The sequence below is a fragment of the Roseovarius gaetbuli genome (assembly GCF_900172365.1).
Lineage (GTDB): Bacteria > Pseudomonadota > Alphaproteobacteria > Rhodobacterales > Rhodobacteraceae > Roseovarius > Roseovarius gaetbuli.
In genome coordinates, this window is sequence record NZ_FWFJ01000026.1 from 1 (window position 1) to 20,896 (window position 20,896).

General features: G+C 62.4%; 17 protein-coding genes and 7 pseudogenes. 8 read left to right on the forward strand and 16 right to left on the reverse strand.

Annotated features, from left to right (window positions below; genetic code table 11):
* Positions 1 to 155: 155 nt before the first annotated feature.
* Positions 156 to 536 carry a DUF7830 domain-containing protein gene (locus ROG8370_RS21615; RefSeq protein WP_442475986.1) on the reverse strand — a complete coding sequence of 127 codons (381 nt, stop codon included), beginning with the start codon at positions 534 to 536 and terminating at the stop codon, positions 156 to 158.
* Between the two features lie 222 nt (positions 537 to 758).
* On the opposite strand from ROG8370_RS21615, the pseudogene puhE reads away from it, so the two are divergent.
* The 4 genes and pseudogenes from puhE to ROG8370_RS12855 form a co-directional block, all read left to right on the forward strand.
* Positions 759 to 1,340: pseudogene (gene puhE / locus ROG8370_RS12845) on the forward strand (putative photosynthetic complex assembly protein PuhE); the annotation flags it as partial.
* Positions 1,306 to 1,578, forward strand: a complete 273-nt coding sequence (locus tag ROG8370_RS21320) for a DUF3623 family protein (RefSeq protein WP_306372378.1) — start codon at positions 1,306 to 1,308, stop codon at positions 1,576 to 1,578. The pseudogene puhE and the gene ROG8370_RS21320, both read left to right, overlap by 35 nt.
* Positions 1,568 to 2,782 (forward strand): 5-aminolevulinate synthase, encoded by a 1,215-nt coding sequence (gene hemA / locus ROG8370_RS12850; protein WP_085827607.1) that lies wholly within the window; start codon positions 1,568 to 1,570, stop codon positions 2,780 to 2,782. The genes ROG8370_RS21320 and hemA overlap by 11 nt, the downstream gene beginning before the upstream one ends.
* An 87-nt stretch (positions 2,783 to 2,869) precedes the next feature.
* Positions 2,870 to 3,316, forward strand: a complete 447-nt coding sequence (locus tag ROG8370_RS12855; protein WP_085827608.1) for a c-type cytochrome — start codon at positions 2,870 to 2,872, stop codon at positions 3,314 to 3,316.
* Between the two features lie 11 nt (positions 3,317 to 3,327).
* Here ROG8370_RS12855 and dxs read toward each other — a convergent pair.
* From dxs to ROG8370_RS12920, 13 genes and pseudogenes are all read right to left on the reverse strand, one after another.
* Positions 3,328 to 5,188: pseudogene (dxs, locus tag ROG8370_RS12860) on the reverse strand (1-deoxy-D-xylulose-5-phosphate synthase).
* A 117-nt stretch (positions 5,189 to 5,305) separates the two neighbouring features.
* Entirely contained in the window at positions 5,306 to 6,397 is a 1,092-nt protein-coding gene (gene pufC / locus ROG8370_RS12865) for a photosynthetic reaction center cytochrome PufC (protein WP_085827609.1), read from the reverse strand.
* A 3-nt stretch (positions 6,398 to 6,400) separates the two neighbouring features.
* The gene (gene pufM / locus ROG8370_RS12870; protein WP_085827610.1) at positions 6,401 to 7,387 is read right to left on the reverse strand and encodes a photosynthetic reaction center subunit M; all 987 of its coding nucleotides are present in this window, start codon (positions 7,385 to 7,387) and stop codon (positions 6,401 to 6,403) included.
* 2 nt (positions 7,388 to 7,389) lie between these two features.
* Entirely contained in the window at positions 7,390 to 8,229 is an 840-nt protein-coding gene (gene pufL / locus ROG8370_RS12875) for a photosynthetic reaction center subunit L (RefSeq protein WP_085827611.1), read from the reverse strand.
* A gap of 112 nt (positions 8,230 to 8,341) precedes the next feature.
* Positions 8,342 to 8,503 (reverse strand): light-harvesting antenna LH1, alpha subunit, encoded by a 162-nt coding sequence (gene pufA / locus ROG8370_RS12880; RefSeq protein ID WP_085827612.1) that lies wholly within the window; start codon positions 8,501 to 8,503, stop codon positions 8,342 to 8,344.
* A 14-nt stretch (positions 8,504 to 8,517) separates the two neighbouring features.
* A complete protein-coding gene (gene pufB, locus ROG8370_RS12885; RefSeq protein WP_009819267.1) occupies positions 8,518 to 8,667 on the reverse strand; it encodes a light-harvesting antenna LH1, beta subunit in 150 nt (49 codons plus the stop codon).
* A 123-nt stretch (positions 8,668 to 8,790) separates the two neighbouring features.
* Positions 8,791 to 9,018, reverse strand: coding sequence for a cytochrome PufQ (gene pufQ / locus ROG8370_RS12890; protein ID WP_085827613.1), 228 nt, complete (start codon positions 9,016 to 9,018; stop codon positions 8,791 to 8,793).
* A 4-nt stretch (positions 9,019 to 9,022) separates the two neighbouring features.
* A pseudogene (gene bchZ, locus ROG8370_RS12895) lies at positions 9,023 to 10,498 on the reverse strand (chlorophyllide a reductase subunit Z).
* A gap of 103 nt (positions 10,499 to 10,601) precedes the next feature.
* Positions 10,602 to 12,164, reverse strand: coding sequence for a chlorophyllide a reductase subunit Y (gene bchY / locus ROG8370_RS12900; RefSeq protein WP_085827614.1), 1,563 nt, complete (start codon positions 12,162 to 12,164; stop codon positions 10,602 to 10,604).
* Positions 12,165 to 12,236: 72 nt separating this feature from the next.
* Positions 12,237 to 13,238, reverse strand: a complete 1,002-nt coding sequence (locus ROG8370_RS12905; RefSeq protein ID WP_085827615.1) for a chlorophyllide a reductase iron protein subunit X — start codon at positions 13,236 to 13,238, stop codon at positions 12,237 to 12,239.
* A pseudogene (locus ROG8370_RS12910) lies at positions 13,235 to 13,941 on the reverse strand (alcohol dehydrogenase catalytic domain-containing protein). Before ROG8370_RS12910 ends, ROG8370_RS12905 begins: the two are co-directional and overlap by 4 nt.
* A gap of 101 nt (positions 13,942 to 14,042) precedes the next feature.
* Positions 14,043 to 15,163, reverse strand: a pseudogene (locus ROG8370_RS21425) (methyltransferase).
* A 4-nt stretch (positions 15,164 to 15,167) separates the two neighbouring features.
* Positions 15,168 to 16,035 (reverse strand): annotated as a pseudogene (locus tag ROG8370_RS12920) (polyprenyl synthetase family protein).
* Between the two features lie 92 nt (positions 16,036 to 16,127).
* Here ROG8370_RS12920 and crtD point away from each other — a divergent pair.
* Both crtD and crtC read left to right on the forward strand, forming a co-directional pair.
* Positions 16,128 to 17,669: pseudogene (gene crtD / locus ROG8370_RS12925) on the forward strand (1-hydroxycarotenoid 3,4-desaturase CrtD).
* On the forward strand, positions 17,627 to 18,538 hold the full coding sequence (gene crtC / locus ROG8370_RS12930; protein ID WP_503128343.1) for a carotenoid 1,2-hydratase: 912 nt from the start codon (positions 17,627 to 17,629) through the stop codon (positions 18,536 to 18,538). Before crtD ends, crtC begins: the two are co-directional and overlap by 43 nt.
* Here crtC and tspO read toward each other — a convergent pair.
* Both tspO and ROG8370_RS12940 read right to left on the reverse strand, forming a co-directional pair.
* The gene (gene tspO, locus ROG8370_RS12935; protein ID WP_085827616.1) at positions 18,535 to 18,996 is read right to left on the reverse strand and encodes a tryptophan-rich sensory protein TspO; all 462 of its coding nucleotides are present in this window, start codon (positions 18,994 to 18,996) and stop codon (positions 18,535 to 18,537) included. The two genes, crtC and tspO, sit on opposite strands and share 4 nt — an antisense overlap.
* Positions 18,993 to 19,217: a hypothetical protein gene (locus ROG8370_RS12940; RefSeq protein WP_085827617.1), complete on the reverse strand. Its 225-nt coding sequence runs from the start codon at positions 19,215 to 19,217 to the stop codon at positions 18,993 to 18,995. The genes tspO and ROG8370_RS12940 overlap by 4 nt, the downstream gene beginning before the upstream one ends.
* Between ROG8370_RS12940 and ROG8370_RS12945 the strand changes: the two genes are divergently transcribed.
* Positions 19,182 to 20,081 (forward strand): hypothetical protein, encoded by a 900-nt coding sequence (locus tag ROG8370_RS12945; protein ID WP_085827618.1) that lies wholly within the window; start codon positions 19,182 to 19,184, stop codon positions 20,079 to 20,081. The two genes, ROG8370_RS12940 and ROG8370_RS12945, sit on opposite strands and share 36 nt — an antisense overlap.
* The gene (gene bchO / locus ROG8370_RS12950) at positions 20,041 to 20,826 is read left to right on the forward strand and encodes an alpha/beta fold hydrolase BchO (protein ID WP_306372375.1); all 786 of its coding nucleotides are present in this window, start codon (positions 20,041 to 20,043) and stop codon (positions 20,824 to 20,826) included. Before ROG8370_RS12945 ends, bchO begins: the two co-directional genes overlap by 41 nt.
* Positions 20,827 to 20,896 lie beyond the last annotated feature (70 nt).

The following is a 20,896-nucleotide window of genomic DNA, read 5'->3' on the forward strand; positions in this document are numbered from 1 at the left end:
AAATGGCTGGCCTATTACAACGCCGAACGGCCGCACTCCACCCACGGCATCTTGACCCCGAATGAGGCCTATGCAAGCAAAACAGAACCAACGAGATTAGCAGCCTGACATGAAACCCTGATCCACCATAACAGGGCTGCAAACTGGTCGAAAAACTAGGACCACCTCTCTGTTAGTTTGTCATGCCTTGCAGATTTTTGCCTACCTTCATACTGCTGCGCTCTAATAGAACGCGGATCGTCTGGTCTATCGGTTGTCCAAGGGCATTCTTTCCCGGCATCGCCATAGTGTTTGAAGTATGGAGATGAGCCGTTTCCACCTGGATTGCGGGCAAACGCAATGTATACAGGTTTCCTACAGCAGGCGCACTCAGCATATGCATCTTGCCCGCGAGAATGCGCCTCCGTGATCTTCATGCGCATTTCTCCGACCAAAATCCTATCGCTAACCAACAAGTCAGCAATACGAACAACTTGACCGTCAGTTCCGACGGTTGCGGCAAGAACTTGTCGCGTAATGGTTCCAGAGGGGGTCAATATGCGACCCTAAGCATTCCCAGTTGAGTTCTGCTCCATGAAGCCTCCTGCAATAAGTCCAAACAATGAGAAACAGCATTCTTGCACCTATATATAGTCAGAAAGTTGTCTCATTGAAGCCAAATGCGCGAAGCTTAACTTCTGTGGCCACACGAACCAGAACGGCTGGGGGCCAGCCCCCCACACCCCCCGGAGTATTTCAGCCAAGAAGAAGGATCACGCGTGCATAGCCCCTGGATCGCAGCCCTGTCCGCGCTTTTTCTCTGGTGGTTTTCCACCGGGGCGATCCTTGTGGTGGTGCGGATTGCCGACCGCTCTGGCGCGGTAGCGCGGCGTTTGGCGGTGTTTGCCACGCTGCCGGTGATGGCGCTTGGCATCTGGGGGTATGAAACGACATTGAGCACCCTCACGACCGGAGCGGTCTATGGCGCGTTTTTGTCGGCACTGGCGATCTGGGGCTGGATCGAGCTTGCGTTTCTGACCGGTGCGATTGCCGGGCCGAACACCCATCCCTGCCCCGAGAACCTGCCGGGGTGGGAGAGGTTCATTCGCGCCTGGGGGACGATTGCCTATCACGAGATGGTGTTGGTGGGCGTGCTGATCATCATGTGACTTTATGGCCAGGGGGCGGCAAATGCCTTTGGCCTCTGGACGTTTACGTTGTTATACTTTGCGCGCATCACCGCCAAGTTGAACCTGTTTCTGGGCGTGCCAAAGATCAACACCGAATTTCTGCCCCACGCGTTGCGCCATCTGGCCAGTCATTTCCGTGTGGGTCCGTTCAGCTGGTTCTTTCCGATCTCGGTCTCGGCGCTTTCCTTTGCCGTCGCCTGTTGGCTTGAACGGCGTTATTCGGCATCGAGCATCGAGCATCGAGGCAGGCGTTGGCTTTGCCCTCTTGGCGGCAATAAGCGGGCTGGCGCTTTTGGAACACTGGTTGATGGTGTTGCCGCTGCCCGATGCGAAACTCTGGCGCTGGATGCTTCCTGCGCCAAAATCTTCAAATGACACGACAAGACCGGAGGGACACCATGGATTTTGACGCCATGTTCACGGCGCAACTTGATGCGCTGAAAGAGGAAGGCAACTATCCCATTTTCGCAGAGTTGGAGCGGCAATGCGGCGCCTTTCCGCGCGCCAGGAGCCATGACGAGGATACGCCCGACCAGGTGACGGTCTGGTGCTCGAACGACTATCTCGGGATGGGGCAACACCCCACTGTGCGTGAGGCGATGAAAGATGCGGTCGATCGCTGTGGCACCGGTGCCGACGGGACCCGGAACATTTCGGGCACCGCGCATCACCACCTTGTATTGGAACGCGAGCTTGCCGATTTGCACGGCAAGGAGGGCGCGCTTTTCTTCACCTCGGGCTATGTTTCGAACTGGGCGGCCCTGTCGACGCTTGGGTCGCGCCTGCCGGATGCGGTGATCCTGTCGGATGCGCTCAACCACGCCAGCATGATCGAAGGCATCCGCCACAGCCGCGCGAAAAAGGTGATCTGGAATCACAACGACCCCGAAGATCTTGACCGCAAGCTGGCCGCCCTGCCTGCCAATGCCCCCAAGATCGTGGCGTTCGAGAGCGTCTATTCGATGGATGGCGACATCAGCCCGATGGCCGAGATCGTCGAAGTCGCCGAAAAGCACGGCGCGATGACCTATCTTGACGAGGTTCATGCCGTCGGCCTTTACGGGCCGCGTGGCGGTGGTGTTTCGGAACAGCTTGGCCTCGCCGACCGGATCACCCTGATCGAGGGGACGTTGGGCAAGGCCTATGGCTGTATGGGGGGCTATGTGACCGGATCGGCGGCGATGTGCGATTTCATCCGCTCGTTCGCCAGCGGGTTCATCTTTACCACCGCCCTGCCGCCCGCCGTGGCCGCCGCCGCCACCGCCAGCATCCGCCATCTCAAGGTAAGCTCGGACGAGCGCCGCGCGCAGAAGGCCCAGGTGGCACAGCTGCGCGCCAAGCTTGATGCCCAGGGCATTCCGCATCTCGACAACCCAAGCCACATCATCCCGGTGATGATCAAGAATCCGGTCAAATGCCGGATGCTGGCCGATATCCTGATGCGCGATTACGGGATCTATGTGCAGCCGATCAATTATCCCACCGTGCCCAAGGGCCCCGAGCGGCTTCGTTTCACGCCGGGGCCGTTGCATTCGGATGCGGATATCGACCACCTTGTGGCGGCGCTCACAACCTTGTGGAAGCAATGCGCGATCGCCCACGCGGTCGCCTGACAAGAGCGTGAGCAGGGGCGCGCGGCCATTGACTTGCGACCCACGTTTACGCCTTAGTAGAGGGGTACGTAAGCGCGAGGCCACCCCATGACACTCAAGCTAACCGCGATTCACTTTACACTGGCTTGCGTGCTTGTCTCGGCGCTGTCCCTGCCTGCTTTCGGGGCGGACATTGCCCGTGGCAAGACCATTTTCAAGGATTGCCGGGCCTGTCATTCGGTGGTCGACGAGACCGAAACCGTGATCATTCGCGGCGGGCGCACCGGGCCCAACCTTTATGGCGTGGTTGGTCGGCACGCCGGAAGCATGCCGAACTTTTACTATTCAACCTCGATGGTTAGCGCCGGCAAACAGGGGTTGCGCTGGAATGAAGAGGATTTCGTGGTCTATGTGAAGGACGCGACCCATTTCCTGCGCGCCTATCTTGATGATCCAAGCGCGCGCGGCAAGATGGCCTATAAATTGAAGGATAGCGCCAAGGCGCGTGATGTCTGGGCGTACCTCGAAAGCGTCACCAGCGCGCCTGCCAAATAGGCGCACGGGCTTCAGAGAATCTGGCGCAGCGGCACAACCTCGGCGCGCGCCGTCAGGGCATCCTTGATCGTCGCGGCGATATCGCCCGCGCTCATCCCTGCATCGGCATACATTTCCGCCGGGCTTGCCTGCTCGATAAAGCGATCCGGCAGGCAAATAGTGCGCAGCACCAGCCCCTTGTCGAACGCCCTGCGACGCGCCAGCTCGTGCATGACGATGGCGCCAAAGCCGCCCATTGCGCCCTGTTCGACGGTGATCAGGGCGCGGTGGTGCGTGACCAGCTGCATCAAGAGGTCAGCATCTAGCGGCTTGGCAAAGCGGGCATCGGCGACGGTGGCCGAAATCCCCTCGTCGCCAAACGCATCAGCCGCCGCAAGGCATTCGGCAAGATGTCCGCCAAAGGACAGGACCGCCACATCTTCGCCCTCGCGGATCACCCGGCCCTTGCCAATCGGCAAGGCCACGCCCCGCGTCGGCAGGGCCACCCCGCGCCCGGCGCCGCGCGGATAGCGAAAGGCAATCGGGCCATCGTCATGCGCGGCGGCCGTGGCCACCATATGCATCAGGTCCGCCTCATCCGCCGCTGCCATTACGGTAAACCCCGGCAGGTTGGCGAGATAGCCGATGTCGAACGCCCCGGCGTGGGTCGCACCGTCGGCGCCCACAAGACCGGCCCGATCAATGGCACAGCGCACCGGAAGCCGCTGAAGCGCGACGTCATGCACCACCTGATCATAGGCGCGTTGCAGGAAGGTCGAACAGATCGCGCAAAACGGCCTGAGCCCGCTGGCGGCCATGCCGGCGGCAAAGGTCACGCCATGCTGTTCGGCAATCCCGACGTCAAATACCCGCGCGGGAAAGCGCTCGGCCATCGCATCAAGCCCGGTGCCGCCGGGCATCGCTGCGGTGATCGCCACGACCCGGTCGTCGCGCGCGGCCTCATCGGCCAAAGCCGCGCCAAAGACCGAGGTATAAGACGGCGCGCCGCCGCTCGATTTGGCCTGTGTGCCGGTGCCGACGTCAAACTTGGCGACGCCGTGATACTTGTCGGCACTGGTCTCGGCGGGGGCATAGCCCTTGCCCTTGACCGTGCAGAAATGGATCAAAACCGGCCCGCAGAACGCTTAAAAGCTGACCCATGTCATGACCATCAATCGGGCCAACATATTGAAACCCAAGCTCTTCGAACACGGTGCCGCTTCCGGTCAGGCCAGTCACCAGTTGACGCGCGCGGCGCGCGCCTTCGCGCATCGGCGGCGGCAAGGCGGCCTCGAATCCTTCGGCCAGCGATGTCATCCGCGCCAGCGGCTCGCTGGCGTACATCCGGCTGAGGTAAGACGACATCGCGCCGACCGGCGGGGCGATGCTCATTTCATTGTCGTTGAGAATGACAAACAGGCGGCACCCCTCGGAGCCCGCATTGTTGAGCGCCTCATAGGCCATGCCGACACTGATCGCGCCATCGCCGATCACGGCAATCGCGTCGCCCGTCGCCTGCCCCATGTCGCGGCCCACGGCAAAGCCGAGCGCGGCGCTGATCGCGGTCAAACCATGCGCGGCGCCGAACGGATCATGGGCGCTTTCGCTGCGTTTGGTAAAGCCCGACAGCCCGCCCTTTTGGCGCAGGGTACGGATGCGATCACGCCGCCCGGTCAGGATTTTATGAGGGTAACACTAGTGGCCCACGTCCCAGATCAGCTTGTCCACCGGCGTATTGAAGACCGCGTGAATGGCAACGCTCAACTCGACCACCCCAAGGCTTGACGCAAGGTGCCCACCGGTTTCCGACACCGCCGAAATCACCTCCTGGCGCAGATCAGAGGGGCCGGCAACGCGATCCAAAAGCGGTGTGTGGGGTTTGGTATGTGTCATCGCGCCGTCCCTTCCGTGGTGCCTTTGCACCGGCCTCGCAACCAAAGAGGGGCGCGCGGACGGCGCTTTTCGTGATGTGGCGAGGGCGGCGCGATTGGCACCGCCCCACGCCCAGTCCTAGTTGCCGTAATCCGGCGCATCCGTGCTGGCCAGTTCGGGCCAGTCCTTGATCACATTGGTGCCTTGCAGCGGTTGCTGATAACCCTTGTGACAGGTCTTGCAGGCCGCCTTGGGCGCATCGCCCTGCATCGGGCCAAGCCGGTTTTCAGGAAGCAACCCGCCGACCGGAACAAGATAGTCGTTGTTCAGCTCCTGAACCATCGAGATGCCAAGCAGCTCGGTGCCCCATTGCGGTGTGACCTGCGATCCATCGTAAAACGCGCGGGTGTTGTGGCAAAAGACACAGTTCACCCCAAGCGAGTTGGCGATATAGTTCATCAGCGCATAGGTCCGCTCGGCGTTTTGGATGCCGGGATAGCCGTCTTTGCCGGGGATACCGGCGACGCGGCTGTCAAGGTCATGCACCTTGATGCTTTCACCATCGAGCAGGAACTTTTCAAGCGCATCCGAGGGCAGCGATGAATACTGGCTTAGCGGGGTGACCCGGTTCTGATTGGCCGACCAGCCCTCGACGGTTTCGTTGACCGGGGTGATCTTGAACCAGATATCGCTTGGCACCGGCTGGCCACGGTGACAGGTAAAGCAGGTCACGCCGACCTGTTTGTTGGCGTTCACATGGCCATCCCAGTTCTCGTTGATGTTCTGGGTCATCGCGATCATCAGGCTCGCGACCGTCGACTGATAGCTTTCGGGATCTTCAAACAGATCGGGAATGCCGGTCCATGACCGCATCGCCACCAGCAGGCGGTCATAGTTTTCCACCGTAAGATCGGCAAAGGCGGGCACCACGTTTTCGCGCACATCGCCTGCGGTCTGCTCCCCGCCCTGCGGCACCACCGGCGCCGAGGTCGAGGCGAGAAACACCTCGATGCCGGGATCAGGCGCGGCCAGGTCGGCCTTGAACTCTGGCCGCGACATGCCGGTGCCGCGTGGCCCCGTCTGCAGGCTCTCGGTGGCCATGGGTTGGCCCCATGTCACCAACAGAGCCGCCACAAAGACCGCGCCCCCGACCACACCGACAGCAACGGCAGGCCCATAGATATCCTTGGGGTTTTCGCGGTTCCATTTATCAAACCATTTCGGAAACATGGATCATTCCCCCCGACCAATAAAGGCTTCATAAGAGCCGTAAGCGTCATAGCCATAAGACCCGTCATAGAGCGGTGCAAAGTTGTGCTCTTGCGCCCAGATGAACCAGTTGTCGACAACCGTGCCCGTCAGCAATATCCCGATGCCGCCGGTGATCGGCGTGAGAACGGCGAACCACCAGGCCCAACGGTGAATACCCTCCATCGTGGCGTTAAAGCCCATGGTCCAGCGCCAGAACAGGGCGGCGCGTTCAGAGGCTGTGCCGCGGTCGAATATCTGCTCCAGCTCGCGGTCGCCGCCAAAGCGGGTGACCGCCAGAATGGTCGCGCCATGCATCGCAAACAGCAAGACAGAGCCATAAAGGAACACGATCGAGAAACAGTGGAACGGGTTGTAGTAAAGATTGCCGTAGCGGATGCTGAACGCGGTGGTCCAATCGAGGTGCGGGAAGATGCCGTAAGGCACGGCCTCACTCCACGAGCCCATCAGGATCGGACGGAACAGCCCCAGCACAAGGAACAACCAGATCGCCGAGGCAAAGGCCCAGGCCACGTGCTTGCCCATCTTTTGCTGTTGCGCCAATTGGTAGGTGCGCATCCACCAGGCCATGACCGACACCAAAAGGAAGAACGAGCTGATGATATACCAGCCCCCGTCATTGAGCGGCGGCATCGACAGACCGTATTTCGGGCTTGGCGGTTCAAGCGCCAGCCAGAACAGCTGTCGCAGGAATTCCGGCAGGGACCAGCCGACCTGTGCCAGCATGTTCATGCCGACGATAAAGAACCACATCAACCCGCTTGCTAGGCTTACGACGCCCAGCATTCCAAGGTTGACCGGCCCGATCTGGGCATTGCCGATCCAGCCAACGAGGGTGGAAAAGAACGGCTTGCCTGCGCGTTCGGCCATCATCTCGCCGCTGTCATCCATGCCCCATTCAGGTTTGCCCTGAACTTGCACTTGGGTGAAGATATTTTGATACTCAGCCATTGTTACATCCCCCCTTGGCCAGGCCAGATCGGCAACTCCAGCCACCAGTTCCACCATTCAGGCCAGCCTTTGGTCCAGACCGGGCCAGAGATGATGATACAAACCGCCGAGAAGAACACGGCGTTGATGGCCAGGAGAAACCCCAGCCGGTGAATCCCCAGCGTGCCCACCGAATATCCGATGAGATCGCGAAAGAAGGTATCCTCGTGATCCGGCGTCTTGGCCTCTTCGCCCTCTTCGGGGTTGGCCGCCGACAGGATCAGACCACCATGCAGCGCAAGCGCCAGGGTGGTGGTAAAGAACAGGGTCACCGCCAGCATATGCGCCGGGTTGTAATGGAAATGCAGATAGGCATAGCCGGTGTTGGACACCCAATCGAGGTGGCTGAAAATCCCATAGGGAAATCCATGCCCCCAGGCGCCCATCAGAAGCGGGCGAAAGATCACGAGCGTGACATAGGCGAGAATGGCAAAGCTGAAGGCAAAGGGCACATGGTAACCCATCCCAAGCTTGCGGCAGATCTCGACTTCGCGCAGCGCCCAGCTGATGAAGGCGGCGGTCGCGCACATCGTAATGATCTGCCAAAGCCCGCCATCCATCAGCGGCGCCATGCCCAACCCGTATTTAAGGTCAGGCGGCGCGATATTGATTAGCCATGGGTTGAACGTGCCCTGTTGGGACGCCCCCCAAAAAATAAGGAGTGTGCCGAGGAGGGCGAAAAATGCTGTCGTGACCCCGAAGAAACCGACATAAAAGGGCCCGACCCAAAAATCGAAAAGATCGCCGCCAACCAGCGTTCCCCCGCGGACACGGTACTTTCTTTCAAAACTGAGCAAAGCCATCACGTGGTCCCCGCGTTGTCCGGCTGTCCGGTCCACCCTGTCAGCCGATAGTTTCGTTAAGTGGCTGCGGGCGAGGCGCGCCCCGCCCGCAGCGATTATGTGGGCCGCACGATCACTGCCCGTACTTCGCAGCGGCGATTTCAAACCAGTTGAAACCGTCGGTGCTCAGAAGCACGAGGTGAATCATTGCAGCCAGCAATAACAGGAATACGCCCTGCGCCACGAACACGCGGCGGGGGTCGAATATCAGCCATACTTTGTAAAACTTAGCCATTTTCTACCCCTTCCTCAGAACCACGGGAACCAGATGAAGGTTGCAATATGTGCAACCACTGCAATCGCCGTGAACAGCCAAAGGCCACTCATGTAGACGGAATGCAGCTCCTGGGCCTGCTCGTCGGTGAGACCTGTGAACGACAGGTCGGATTTATCAGCCATGAACTTTCCTCCGGAACGTTATGCTGACGTCGCGAACCCCGCGACCGGGTCCTTCGGGGCCATCATGGCCCCGCAGGTTTCTGTCCGCCCGTGACGGGCAGGCAGCTCTTGATCCCGGCCCTTTCAGACCGAGAAAATCAGTGGCGTGGTCCGATCCGCCTCGGCCCAGGCGCGCGCCAGCGGGCCGCGCAGATCAAGGGTCCGGTGCTGGATCACGTCGCGCACCCAACGCGCGCTTGCAAACGGCAGCGCGAGGGCGAAAATCATTGCAAAGTAAACCTTGAATTCCAGACCACGTCGGCGGGCCTGACGGCTGCGCACCCGTGGCGGATTTGATGTCATGTCAGTCATCGTTTCAGTCCTCCTCTCGAACTGTGTCCCCGACGGCACGGGGGGAAATCGCTTGTATGGTCTGCAACACCACGCGCTCGTCGCCCTGGCGCAGGGCCGCCTCTTCAGCAGCATCGCGCAGCGCCTTGGCGGCGGAAATCCGGGTCAGAACCGGGTGGCTTGCCACGATCCGGTCCAGCTCTCGGCTGGCGTCGGTGTCCTAGGGGAAATCGCGGCGCAACGGCGTGAGGGTCGCATCGACAGCATCCATTTCGGTGCCGAGCGGCAGGATGTGAAACAGCGCGTCAAACAGGCTGTTGCACACCTCCTGCATGATCCAGGTGGCGCCGGCATAGCCCATCATCGGCGTGCCCGTGGCGCGCCGGATCGCAGCCCCCGGAAAGCTTGCGGGAATGAACGACGGTTGCGGGCCGTGGCCCGACTTGAGTTCGGCCAGATACATTTTCTCGTTGATCGAGCCCATCAGGATCAGCGGCCGCTTTTGGGCGACAAGCGCGCGCACTTCCTCGTTGTTGGTCTTGGTGCCCGCACTGCGTGAGACCGCAAAGGCACAGGGCAGGCCCATGTCGTTTTCAAGGAAATTTCGGATCCTGCGGGCATAGGTTTCATTGGCCACGATGGCGAAATTGGCGGTGGCAAAGAAGTCCTGCGTCACGCTGCGCCACAGATCCCAGACCGGCTTGATCGTCGAATGCTTTTCGCGCTCGATAAAGGGTTCGGGGTCAAGCCCAAGCATCTCGCCGAGCTTGCGCAGGAACAGCGTGGTCGAGACCACCCCGATCGGCGCCTGCAGGTAGGGTTTGCTCAAAACCTCGGCAAGACCGCGCCCGAATTCCCGGTACATGCAGATATTGACGTCGGCATTGGCCAGGTTGCGCATCTCGGCCAGATGCGCGCCAAGCGGCATCACCATATTGACCTCGGCCCCGATGCCCTCGACCAGGCGGCGGATCTCGTGCAGGTCACTCGGCATGTTGAAGGTGCCATACATCGGCCCAAGGATATTGACGCGCGGCGCGGCACCCTCTTCGCGCTTTTTCTCGGGCGGCATACGCCCCTTGGTCATGCCAAACTCGGTGAACAACCAGGTCATCGCCCGATCCGCCGACTGCCATTGATCCTCATCAATGGTGCGCGGCAAAAAGCGCTGGATATTGGTGCCCTGCGGCGTCACGCCACCACCGATCATCTCGGCAATCGAGCCAGTGACCACCACCGCCGGAAGCGCCGGATCAAGCGTGCCCCAGGCGCGTTTCATGGCCTCTTCGGTGCCCGATCCCATCTCGGCCTCGCCAAGACCGGTCACGACAATCGGCAATTCATGCGGCGGCAAGGCGTCGGTGTAATGCAACACGCTCGTAACCGGCAGATTTTCACAGCCCACAGGACCGTCGATCACCACCTGCAAGCCCTTGATGGCGCAGAACGCGTAAACCGCACCCCAATACCCGCCCGCGCGATCATGATCCTGAATCAACATGGCACACCTGCCGGTTTCTTCTTGCCAGAAATATCCCGGGGGAGTCGCCCCTTGGGCGACGGGGGCAGCGCCCCCAAAATGCGATATGCCTGCCGAATGCGCATCACATCATCTCCTGCGCTTTGGCGGCGCGGGCTTGCTTATCAAGCTTCCTTTGATGCGCTGCACGGAAATCAGGGCGCAGGTTGGGGCTACCCTCCCAGATGCCTGCCGTGTCGCCGGTGCCCACCCCCTCAAAAAAGGCGCGCATATCGTCCATCCGGCCCTTGTTGGCGATGGCGGCATTGACCACCTCGGCCAAACTTCCCGCCCCGGCCGGGCCCATAAGCGGGCGCGCCGAAATCAGATTGGTGAAGTAAAGCGCCGGGGTGCCAAGTTCCTTGGCCTTTTGCACAACCGGGGTTGTGCCAATCGCCAGATCCGGCTTGATCGCTTCCATCGCGGCGCAATCATCCTCAAGCGAGGCGCGGAACTTGACCTTTACCCCTTTGGCGGCAAGCCATTCTGCATCAGCCTCCGACCAGGGCGTTTTCGGACGGGCGGTGCCCACGTAAGGAATATGCGCGCCGCTTTCGATCAAAAGACGCGCCACAAGCAATTCACTGCCTTCATAGCCCGAGAGCGTGATCGTGCTCTTGATCGGCGCACCGGCAAGCGCGCCCTTTATCGCGGGCAAGAACGCGTTTTGGGCGGCGGCCACCTTGTCGGCGGCAAGGCCAAAGGCATCACCGACCCCGGCAAGCCAGGCGGCGGTGCCGTCGTGGCCGACCGGCGCGCTGCCGACGATGGGGCGGCCTGCGGCCTGAAACTCGCGCACGGCGGCGGTATAGAACGGGTGGATCGCGGCCACGGCGCCACAATCCAGCGCGGCGTAAAGCTCTCGCCATTCACGACAGGGCACGACCGGCCCCGTAGCAAGGCCCATCGGCGCCAGCATCTGGCCGATCATCATTGGATCAACCGGGAACATCTCGCCCAGAAGGGTCACTGTCGGGCGATGCGATTTGCCGCCTATGGGCGCGGCAACCGGCCCTGCCATGACCTCTTTGCGCGCATAGTTGAGCATCGCACCCGCCAGCACATCCTTGGCCTCGGCATGGGTCGGAATGCCAAATCCCGGCACATCAATCCCGACAATCCGCACGCCATTGATCTCGCGTGGCAACAGGCGCAGCGGCACACCGCTGGCGGTTGGCACGCAAAGGTTGGTCACCACAACCGCGTCAAAACGGTCCGGGTCGACCATCTCATGCACGCTTTCGCGGATATCCTCGAAGAGCTTGCCGGTGACCAGCGTTTCGGAATTGAACGGCACATACCCAACCGAGCGGCGCGCGCCGTAAAAGTGGCTGACGAAGGTCAACCCATAGACGCAACAGGCCGAACCGGACAACACCGTCGCCACCCGCTTCATCCGCAAACCCACGCGCAACGACCCAAAGGCCGGGCACATGGATTGGGGCTGATCATGCGGCCCCTTGGGATAATCGGCGGCATATTTGTCGAGCAGCTCAGACTGCCCGGCCATGCGCGCGGCCTTTTCCAACTCGGCGCCGGACTGACAGGCCCCGGCACCGTCGCCCGCGATCATCGGCGCCTCTTCGTTTGGCGTGCCGGTGATCACCTCGACCGAGCCTGCCGCGTCATATGTAACTTCATCGCTCATGCCGGGCGCCTTGCGGGGGCGTGCCGGTAATCCGGGGCATCGCGCTTGCTTTTGGCGCTCTGCGCGTGGCTCTCATGCCTCATCATAGACCACCTCAAGGGACGCTTTCGGCGCGGCGTATTTACCGCGCATGTCCTCATCCGTGGCGGGTTCAAGCACGATATCGCCGCCGGTATCCTTGCTGTCGAACAGCGCCAGAAGCCCGTCCTGATCAAGCGGATCAGGGCGCACGGGCGGCGCGATTGAAACCGCATCGGCCAGCTCTGCAAACAGGTCGCCCCATTGGCTCTGCGCGGTGCCGACGATCTGGTAATTGGCGGATTTCTTGCGCAGATCGTCATCCTGCAGGATTGCCGCCAGAACCGGAATGTTCACCGATTTGGCAAAGGCCTGCGCCTCGCCGGAATGGTCGTCCTTGTTGATCACAAGGCCCGCGACCCCGACATTGCCGCCCAGCTTGCGGAAATATTCCACCGCCGAGCAGACGTTATTGGCCACGTAAAGCGACTGAAGGTCGTTGGAGGTCACCAGAATAACCTTTTGCGCCATGTCCCGCGCAATCGGCAAACCAAAACCGCCACACACCACATCGCCCAGAAAATCGAGCAGGACGTAATCAAAATCCCAGTCGTGAAACCCGAGCTTTTCCAAAAGCTCGAAGCCATGGATGATTCCGCGCCCGCCACAGCCGCGCCCAACCTCGGGGCCACCCAGCTCCATCGCGAAAACACCGCCGCGCTTGAAGCAGACATCGCCGATCTTGACCGGCTCGCCGGCCAGGTTCTTCTTGGTCGAGGTCTCGATGATCGTCGGACAGGCCTTGCCGCCGAACAACAGGCTTGTGGTGTCGGATTTCGGATCACAGCCAATCAGCAACACGCGCTTGCCGCGCTCGGCCATCATGTGGCTCAGGTTGGCGAGGGTAAAGGATTTGCCGATGCCACCCTTGCCATAGATGGCGATGATCTGGGTCTTTGATTTCGGCTCTTCGGTGACGATATCGGCCAGATCCTGATGCGCCTCGTCGCGCAGGCGTTGGTAGAAATCCTTGAGATTCGGTATGTCGTCCTTCACGCCGCGTCCTTCCAGTTGAGTATCATTTTCAGGCAGGTCGGATCGCTGAACGCGGTCCGATAGGCCTGTTGCGCGTCTGTGGGGAGTGCCTGATGGGTGATCAGCCCGGCCAGCGACAGGGCGCCGCTTTCCACAAGCGCGCGGGTCGCGGTCAGGTCGTCATGCGACCACTCCGCAGCCGCGCGTAGGCGCGCCTCTTTCATAAATGCCATCGGAAAGGCAAAGCTCAGCGCGTCGGGGTAAAAACCTGCCAGAACAACCTCGCCGGCCTTGGCCAGACGGCCGATCAGGGTGTTGAGAATCTCGGGATCGCCCGAGGCGTCATAGATCGCGCGGTAATCCGCGTGACCCGCTCGGCCTTGGTCACAAGACGCTGCGACGCGCCGCCAAAAAGGCCAAAGGCATCGGCGAAACAATCGGCGCCGGGCACGAATACATGATCGCCAACGCGATAGCCGGTGCCGGGTGCGGCCTCGACCACTTCGCCCGCGGCCTCATAGCCGGGAACCAGCGGACATCCCATGCCCGGAAAGGGCGGCATCTTGCCCGACCAGAACAGTTTTTCCGTGCCTGTCGAGATGCCGGAGTGGGCCACATCAACCACCAGATCACCCGTACCCGGAGCCTTGAGCTTTAGGGTTTCAACGCCAAGGTCTTCGGGACCTTTCAGATGAAAGCGCAGGTTTCGATGACGGCCTCCGATCACAATCCCGGCGTGAAAAAATGCATGGAGATTCTCTTGTGTAAGTCTATATGCACATCTATTTGCGTCCATCATTCTTTACACCTTTGCGCCGCATGGCGTCACGCGGACTTGACGCAACAGACCGCGCTTGCAACGTAGGGCCTTGGCGCGAAGGGAAATTTGACATCCTGAAACCCCGCCTCACGGCACATTTCCGCGATGCGCTCGGGCGACCTAGCGCGCCCGGTCCCCATCGCCATCGTGTAAAATGCGAAATAGACATCGCCCTCGGGTGCGGGACGGGCGCCACCGGCCATCGGCTCGGCGATGATCAGGCGGCCATCGGGCGGCAAGGCAGCATGAACCTTGGCCAAGAGCGCGCGCACGCTTGCATCGTCATGGTCATAGAGCACCCGGACCAGCGATATTGCATCGCATCCCACGGGCAGGGCATCGTCGCGAAACGAGCCCCGCGAAAGCGCGATGCGCGCGCCAAGATCGAGGCTCTCCAGCCGGGTTTGCGCCGATGAAATCACCTCGGGCAGGTCAAACAACGTCAGCGACAGGCCAGGGTATTGCGCCGCAACCTCTTGCAAAAACGCACCTGAGCCGCCGCCCCCTGAGCGACACCACACGCAGCACATCCTGCGCCACCAAGCCGTGCGATTGCGCCATGAGGTCGGAGTATCGGCCCGCAATCTCGGGCTCCATTTCGGCCGCCGCCCCAAAGACATAAGGCCAGAAGCGCGCCAATTCGGTCTCGCGCTCGCCACGCAAAAGGGTCACCGGATCGGCCATATCGGCGTAAAACGCACCGTGATGACGGATCATCGCCTCAAGCCCCGGCACGCCCAAAATCGCGCCCCCCCCTGCGCGAGAGGGCAAAGCGCCCGTCGCGGCGACCCTTCAACAGGCCAAGCGCCGCCCCCGCCTGAAGCAGGATTTGCATGTGCTCTTCGGGCACGCCCGCCCGCGGACCAAGATCGCGCGCAGAGTGCGGGGCCTCGGCGAGACGCTGAAACACCTCAAGTTCGACCAGGGCCGAAAGAACCTGAGATTGAACAAAGCCTTGAACAATATCGAAAATCGCCGCTCCATCGCGCCGCGCCACGCCGCGCGTCAGGGGGAAACCGCTGGCCCATCGTTGAAATCCGGGGCGCGCGATCAGCCGGGTGATCCAGCCGCCCGGCCCGCGCTTCGGGCGCGCCGGGGTCTCGGGAAGATCCCCCGTTGCCATCATGCCCCTAGGCCCGCATCCGCGCAGGCAGGACCGGCATGATCCGCTCGGCCTGCATCTGTACCATCTGCGCCAGCTGCGCCTCGCCCTCGCAGGACGGAATCGACGAAATCGCCCCCGCCAGAATATCCTTGAGCCGGTCCGTCGCGCCAAGCACGCCAAATTCGGTCACCGCGTTAGGCCGCCCGTACAGGTCATCCTGACCGACGGGTTTACCCAGGGTATCGGCATCCAAAAGCGCATCGCGCAGGTCATCGGCCACCTGAAAGGCGGCACCGATGCGCGCGCCAAGCTCGTATCAGGGCTCTGGCTCATGGCCGGCGGCAATCGCGCCCATTTGGGTCGCGGCAATGAACAACGCGCCGGTTTTCGAGCGGTGATAGGCCTCAAGATCAACCTCGGCCTCGCTTTCCCAGCCCTGCCCCGCGCAAATGCCGTTCGGCATGCCGCTGCGCCGGTCCAGCGACAGGATAAGGTGATTTGCCCGCGTCGCATCCTGCGGGCCGACCCGCGCCAGCACCTCAAACGCCATGATAATAAGCCTATCGCCGGTCAGCACCGCAAGCGGTTCGCTAAAGGCGCGATGCACCGACGGCTTGCCGCGCCGGATGTCGGCATCGTCAAATCAGGGCAGATCATCGTGCACGAGGCTGGCGCAGTGAATAAGTTCAAGCGCAACGGCGGCGGCATCTGAAATCTCGGGGCGATCATCGCCACAAGCCATGGCGACCGACATCAGGATCGTCGGGCGAATGCGTGCGCCGCCGGGGCTTGTGGCATAATCAAGCGCGCGCAAGGCGGGTCGGCGCCATATCGGTCTGACCACGGGTGATCGCCTCGCCAACAGCCTTTTGAATGCGGGTCTTGATGGTGATCAGCGCGTCCTTTCCGCCGTATGTCATTTATATATGACATCTTATATGTAAACTATCATGGACAGCTTGCGGGCGCGAGTCAACAATCCCTTATGAAAACCGCCCAAGCCTCTTCAGCCGCGCACGGCAAGGTCGTGGGCGTCGGCATCGCGGGCCTTGCGGCGGCGGCGCGGCTTGCGCATGCGGGCCTCGGCGTCACGGTGCTCGAGCGCCACGCCGCCCCCGGCGGCAAGATGCGATGTGTGCCGTCATCGGCTGGGCCGGTGGATGCCGGGCCAACGGTTTTGCCACTGCGGCCGGTGTTCGAGGCCCTGTTCGCCTCGCTTGATGAACGGCTTGAAGATCACCTGACGCTGGTGGCGCAACCGGTTCTTGCGCGGCATTTCTGGCCGTGCGGCAGCACGCTTGACCTGTTTGCCCAAGAGGCGCAAAGCGCCGCCGCCATAGAGACCTTCGCAGGCGCGCGCGCCGCCGCGCAATTCACCGCCTTTTGTGCCCGTGCCCGCCGCCTTTTCGCGGGTTTTGACGGGCCAATGATGCAAGCCGCCGCCCCCTCGCCGCTTGCACTTGGCCGGGTCGTGGCGCGCGATCCGGGCCTGTTGCGCGCGATGGCGCCACTTTCAAGCCTTGCGGGCACGCTGGCGCGACAGTTCGATGACCGCGTCTGGCGCAGCTTTTTGGCCGCTATGCCACCTATGTCGGCGGCTCGCCCTATCGCTCGCCCGCGCTTTTGTCGCTGATCTGGCAGGCCGAGGCGGCAGGTGTCTGGGTGGTCAAGGGCGGCATGCACCGGCTTGCCCAGAGCCTTGCCGCGCTTGCCACTGCGCGCGGCGCCACCTTTCGATACAACGCCCATGTCACCCGGATCGACACGGCGGACGGGGCGGTTAGCGGCGTAACCCTTGCCGATGACAGCCGGATCGAGGCCGATAGCGTTTTGTTCAACGGCGATCCGCGCGCTTGCCAGCGGCCTTCTGGGCCCCGCCGCAACCACCGTTGCGCGCCAGACCCTCAAGGCCGAGCGCAGCCTTTCGGCGCAGGTCTGGGCCTTTGCCGCCAAGTCGGCGGGCGTCGACCTTGTTCATCACAACGTGTTCTTCTGCGCCGGCCCGAAGGCCGAGTTTGACGATCTGCACGCCGGGCGCCCGCCACGTGCGCCGACGATTTACCTCTGCGCGCAGGATCGCGGCCTGCCTGATGCGCCACCCGAGCGTGAACGCTTTGAAATCATCCTGAACGCGCCACCGCTTTGCGGCCTGTCGCACCCCTCCGAGGAGTTTGCCCCATGTCAGACACGCACCTTTCTGACCCTGGCCCGCTTCGGGCTGCGCTTCGATCCGCTGCCGGAGGCGTTTGCGCTGACGACGCCGGGGCGCTTCGAGCGGCTGTTTCCGGCCAGCCTCGGATCGCTTTACGGGCAGAGCCCGCATGCGATGATGGCGGCGTTTCAGCGCCCGACGGCGCGCACGCCGATAGCGGGGCTTTACCTTGCGGGGAGCGGGGCGCATCCGGGGGCGGGGGTGCCGATGGCAACGCTCTCCGCCCGGCACGCGGCCGAGGCGATCTTGAGCGACCGAACTTTAACCTCGACGTGCCCCCAAACGGCTATGCCTGGTGGTACGTCGACGGCATAAGCGATGATGGCAAACGCGCCGTCAGCGTGATCGGCTTTATCGGGTCGGTCTTTTCCCCCTGGTATGCCTGGTCGGGGCGGCGCAATCCGGCCAATCATGTCTGTCTGAACGTGGCCACCTACGGCCCCGGCGGGCGGTTCACCATGACCGATCGGGGCACAAACGCCCTGCGACAGACCCCCGACAGCCTTGTGATCGGGCCCTCCGCGATGCACTGGCGCGACGGGGTTTGGGTGATTGATATCAATGAGGTATCCTCGCCGCCGTTGATTTCGCGGGTTCAGGGACAGATCCGCCTGACGCCCTCGGCCCTGACCGGGGTCGAGTTGGCGCTCACGCCGGATGGCGCGCATATCTGGCGTCCCTTTGGGCCGACATCAACCATCGAGGTGGACCTTGATACGCCCGGCTGGCGATGGCAGGGGCACGGCTATTTCGATGCTAATTTCGGCACCCGCGCGCTTGAACAGGATTTCGAGCGCTGGACATGGGGGCGGTATCCGCTTGGCGGCGGCAGCACCTGTTTTTACGACGCCACCCGCCTTGACGGCAGCACGCTTGCCGCAGCGGTGTATTTTGACGCGCAGGGCCACGGCGAGGTGATCGAGCCGCACCCCAAGGCGCGCGTGGCCCGAAGTCTCTGGGGTGTGGCGCGCGGGACCCGCGCCGATGCCGGGTATCGCCCGAAACAGGTCAAAGCGATGCTGGATGCGCCGTTTTATGCGCGCTCGGCGGTGCGCACTTGTCTTGACGGCGAAGAAACCGTCGGCGCGCACGAAGCGCTTGATCTCAAACGCTTTCGCAATCCTGTGTTAAAGCCGATGCTGGCGATTAGGGTGCCGCGCCGCGCCCGGTGGCGGTTTGATTAACTTGCCACGTCCGGGTTGAGCCGCAGCACCGAGAGGTTCAGCATTCCAGCGATGCTGACCCAGACGAGATAGGGGAAAAACAGCATCCCCGCGACGCTATCCACCATCCAGAGCGCAATCATCGTGAGCGCAACAGACAGCCAGAGCAACATCAGAACGATCAGGCCAAGGCGCATGTTCTTGAGGCCGAAAAACACCGGCGTCCAGAGCCCGTTGAGCGCAATCTGCAAAGACCAGAGCGCCATCGCGATGCCATTGCCATCACTGACCGCAACCCGCGCGCCGGCCGCTGCCATGCAGACGTAAAGCAAGGTCCAGACCACCGGGAACATCCAGTTGGGCGGTGTCCAGACGGGTCTTCTTAGCTTGGCATACCAGTCGCCGGGCATGAAAAGACTGCCGGTCGAGCCCGCGGCGAAACACGCGGCGAGAAAGATCGCGAAGCAAATCCAGATCATGCTGTCCCTCTACCCTGCGCGGCGCTGCACCTCAAGCCTGCGCTACGCTCAAGATCCTGCGCCTTGAGGCGCGCAAGGGCGGCATAGAGCGTATCGCTCCAATCGGTGGCCGGGGCGGTGGTTCCGGCGGCGGCATCCACCAGAAAGGCGGTTTCGGGCAAGGGGCGCGCATAGATCAGCGGCGAATGCGGCAGGATCGCGCCGCTGGCAACGCGCAGCATCGCCAGGGCAAGCCAGCCAAGCTTCTGGTGATCGCAGATGAGGTAACGCCCGATGACCTGCGCCTTGCGGCCGAGCTTGTCTATCCCCCGCGCGCCACGCAAGTGCCGCAAGAGCCCGACCCGCCCGAGCAAAGCCCGCCCGAAGAGCCACAGGACCAAGCGCAATCAAGCGCCGAACTGGCGGATATGCCCGACGACATCCTGATCGATGCGATTGCCGCCCTGCTACCGCCTGCCCTGCTCGATCAGCTGACCCGGACCCGGCCAAGCCGCAATACCGCCACCGGATCGGGCGCAGGGCAACGACGCAAGACGCGGCAACGCGGCCGCCCGTTGCCTGCGCGGCCCGAGGCGAAGGGCGCGGTCGAACTGTTGCTGGCGCAGGCCTATGCCCGGCGTGACCGGGTGGCGATGATCGCCTTTCGCGGCACCACCGCCGATGTGATCCTTGCCCCGACCCGCGCCCTTGCACAGGCCAAGCGCCAACTTGCGGGCCTGCCCGGTGGCGGCGGCACGCCCTTGGCAAGCGCGCTTGAGGCGACCCTTGCCCGTCAGGCACAAGGTCAGGGTCTTAGCCCCGCGATCGCGCTTTTGACCGATGCGCGCGCCAATATCACGCTTGAGGGGCAAGGCGACCGCCTACAGGCCGCAGCCGACACCAAACGCCTTGCCAGCCTGTTGCGGGCCGAGGGTCTGCCGATGATTGTCATCGACACGGCGATGCGGCCGGGCACCGCCCCCGCGCAGCTGGCGTCTGATATGGGCGCGCGCCGATGCGCGGATGATTTCGACGGCTGTGACCGCCACGCTTGGGGTTTGAGCGATGGATTGGGGCCGCGATCTTGCCGCCTGGCCGCTGAATGACGTGTCGCGCCGCATTCACCACCCGCCGCATCATTGGCACGTTCAGGAGATGGGCAGCGGGCCGCTTGCTCTGTTGATCCATGGTGCCGGGGCCTCGACCCATAGCTGGCGCGATATCATGCCCGCCCTGGCCCGCACCCACCGGGTGATTGCGCTTGATCTGCCCGGTCAGGGGTTTACCCGCGCCGGGGCGCGCCGTCGCCTTGGCCTTGCGGGGATGAGTGAGGATATCACCAGCCTTTGCCTGGCCCAAGGCTGGCAGCCGTCATTAATCATTGGCCATTCCGCCGGGGCGGCGGTGGCGGTGGCCCTTGCGCAGAACCTGGCCGGGCCGACCGGACAGCCACCCGATATCCTGAGGATAAATGCCGCTTTGGGCCGATTTGAAGGGGTTGCCGACTGGCTTTTTCCGGCCTTGGTCAAGTTGTTGGCGCTCAATCCGTTCACCGCGTCGCGGTTCACCCTCGGAGCGGACAAGACCACCCGCGCGCGCCGTTTGATCGAGGGCACCGGATCACGGATTTCGCCAGAGGGGCTGGCGCTTTACGGGCGTCTGATCGGGGATCGCGAGCATGTGGATGCGACCTTTCACATGATGGCGCAATGGTCTTTGGACGGGCTTTTGGAGGCCCTGCCGGGGATCACGGCGTGCCTTCTGGTGACCGGCGCGCACGATCTGGCGGTGCCGCCCGAGACATCCATCCGCGCCGCCAACCGTATGCCCCGCGCGCGCGATCACGCTTGACGGGCTCGGGCACCTTGCGCATGAAGAAGACCCCGAGCGCGTTCTTGGCGTGATCCTTGATCCGGCTAAC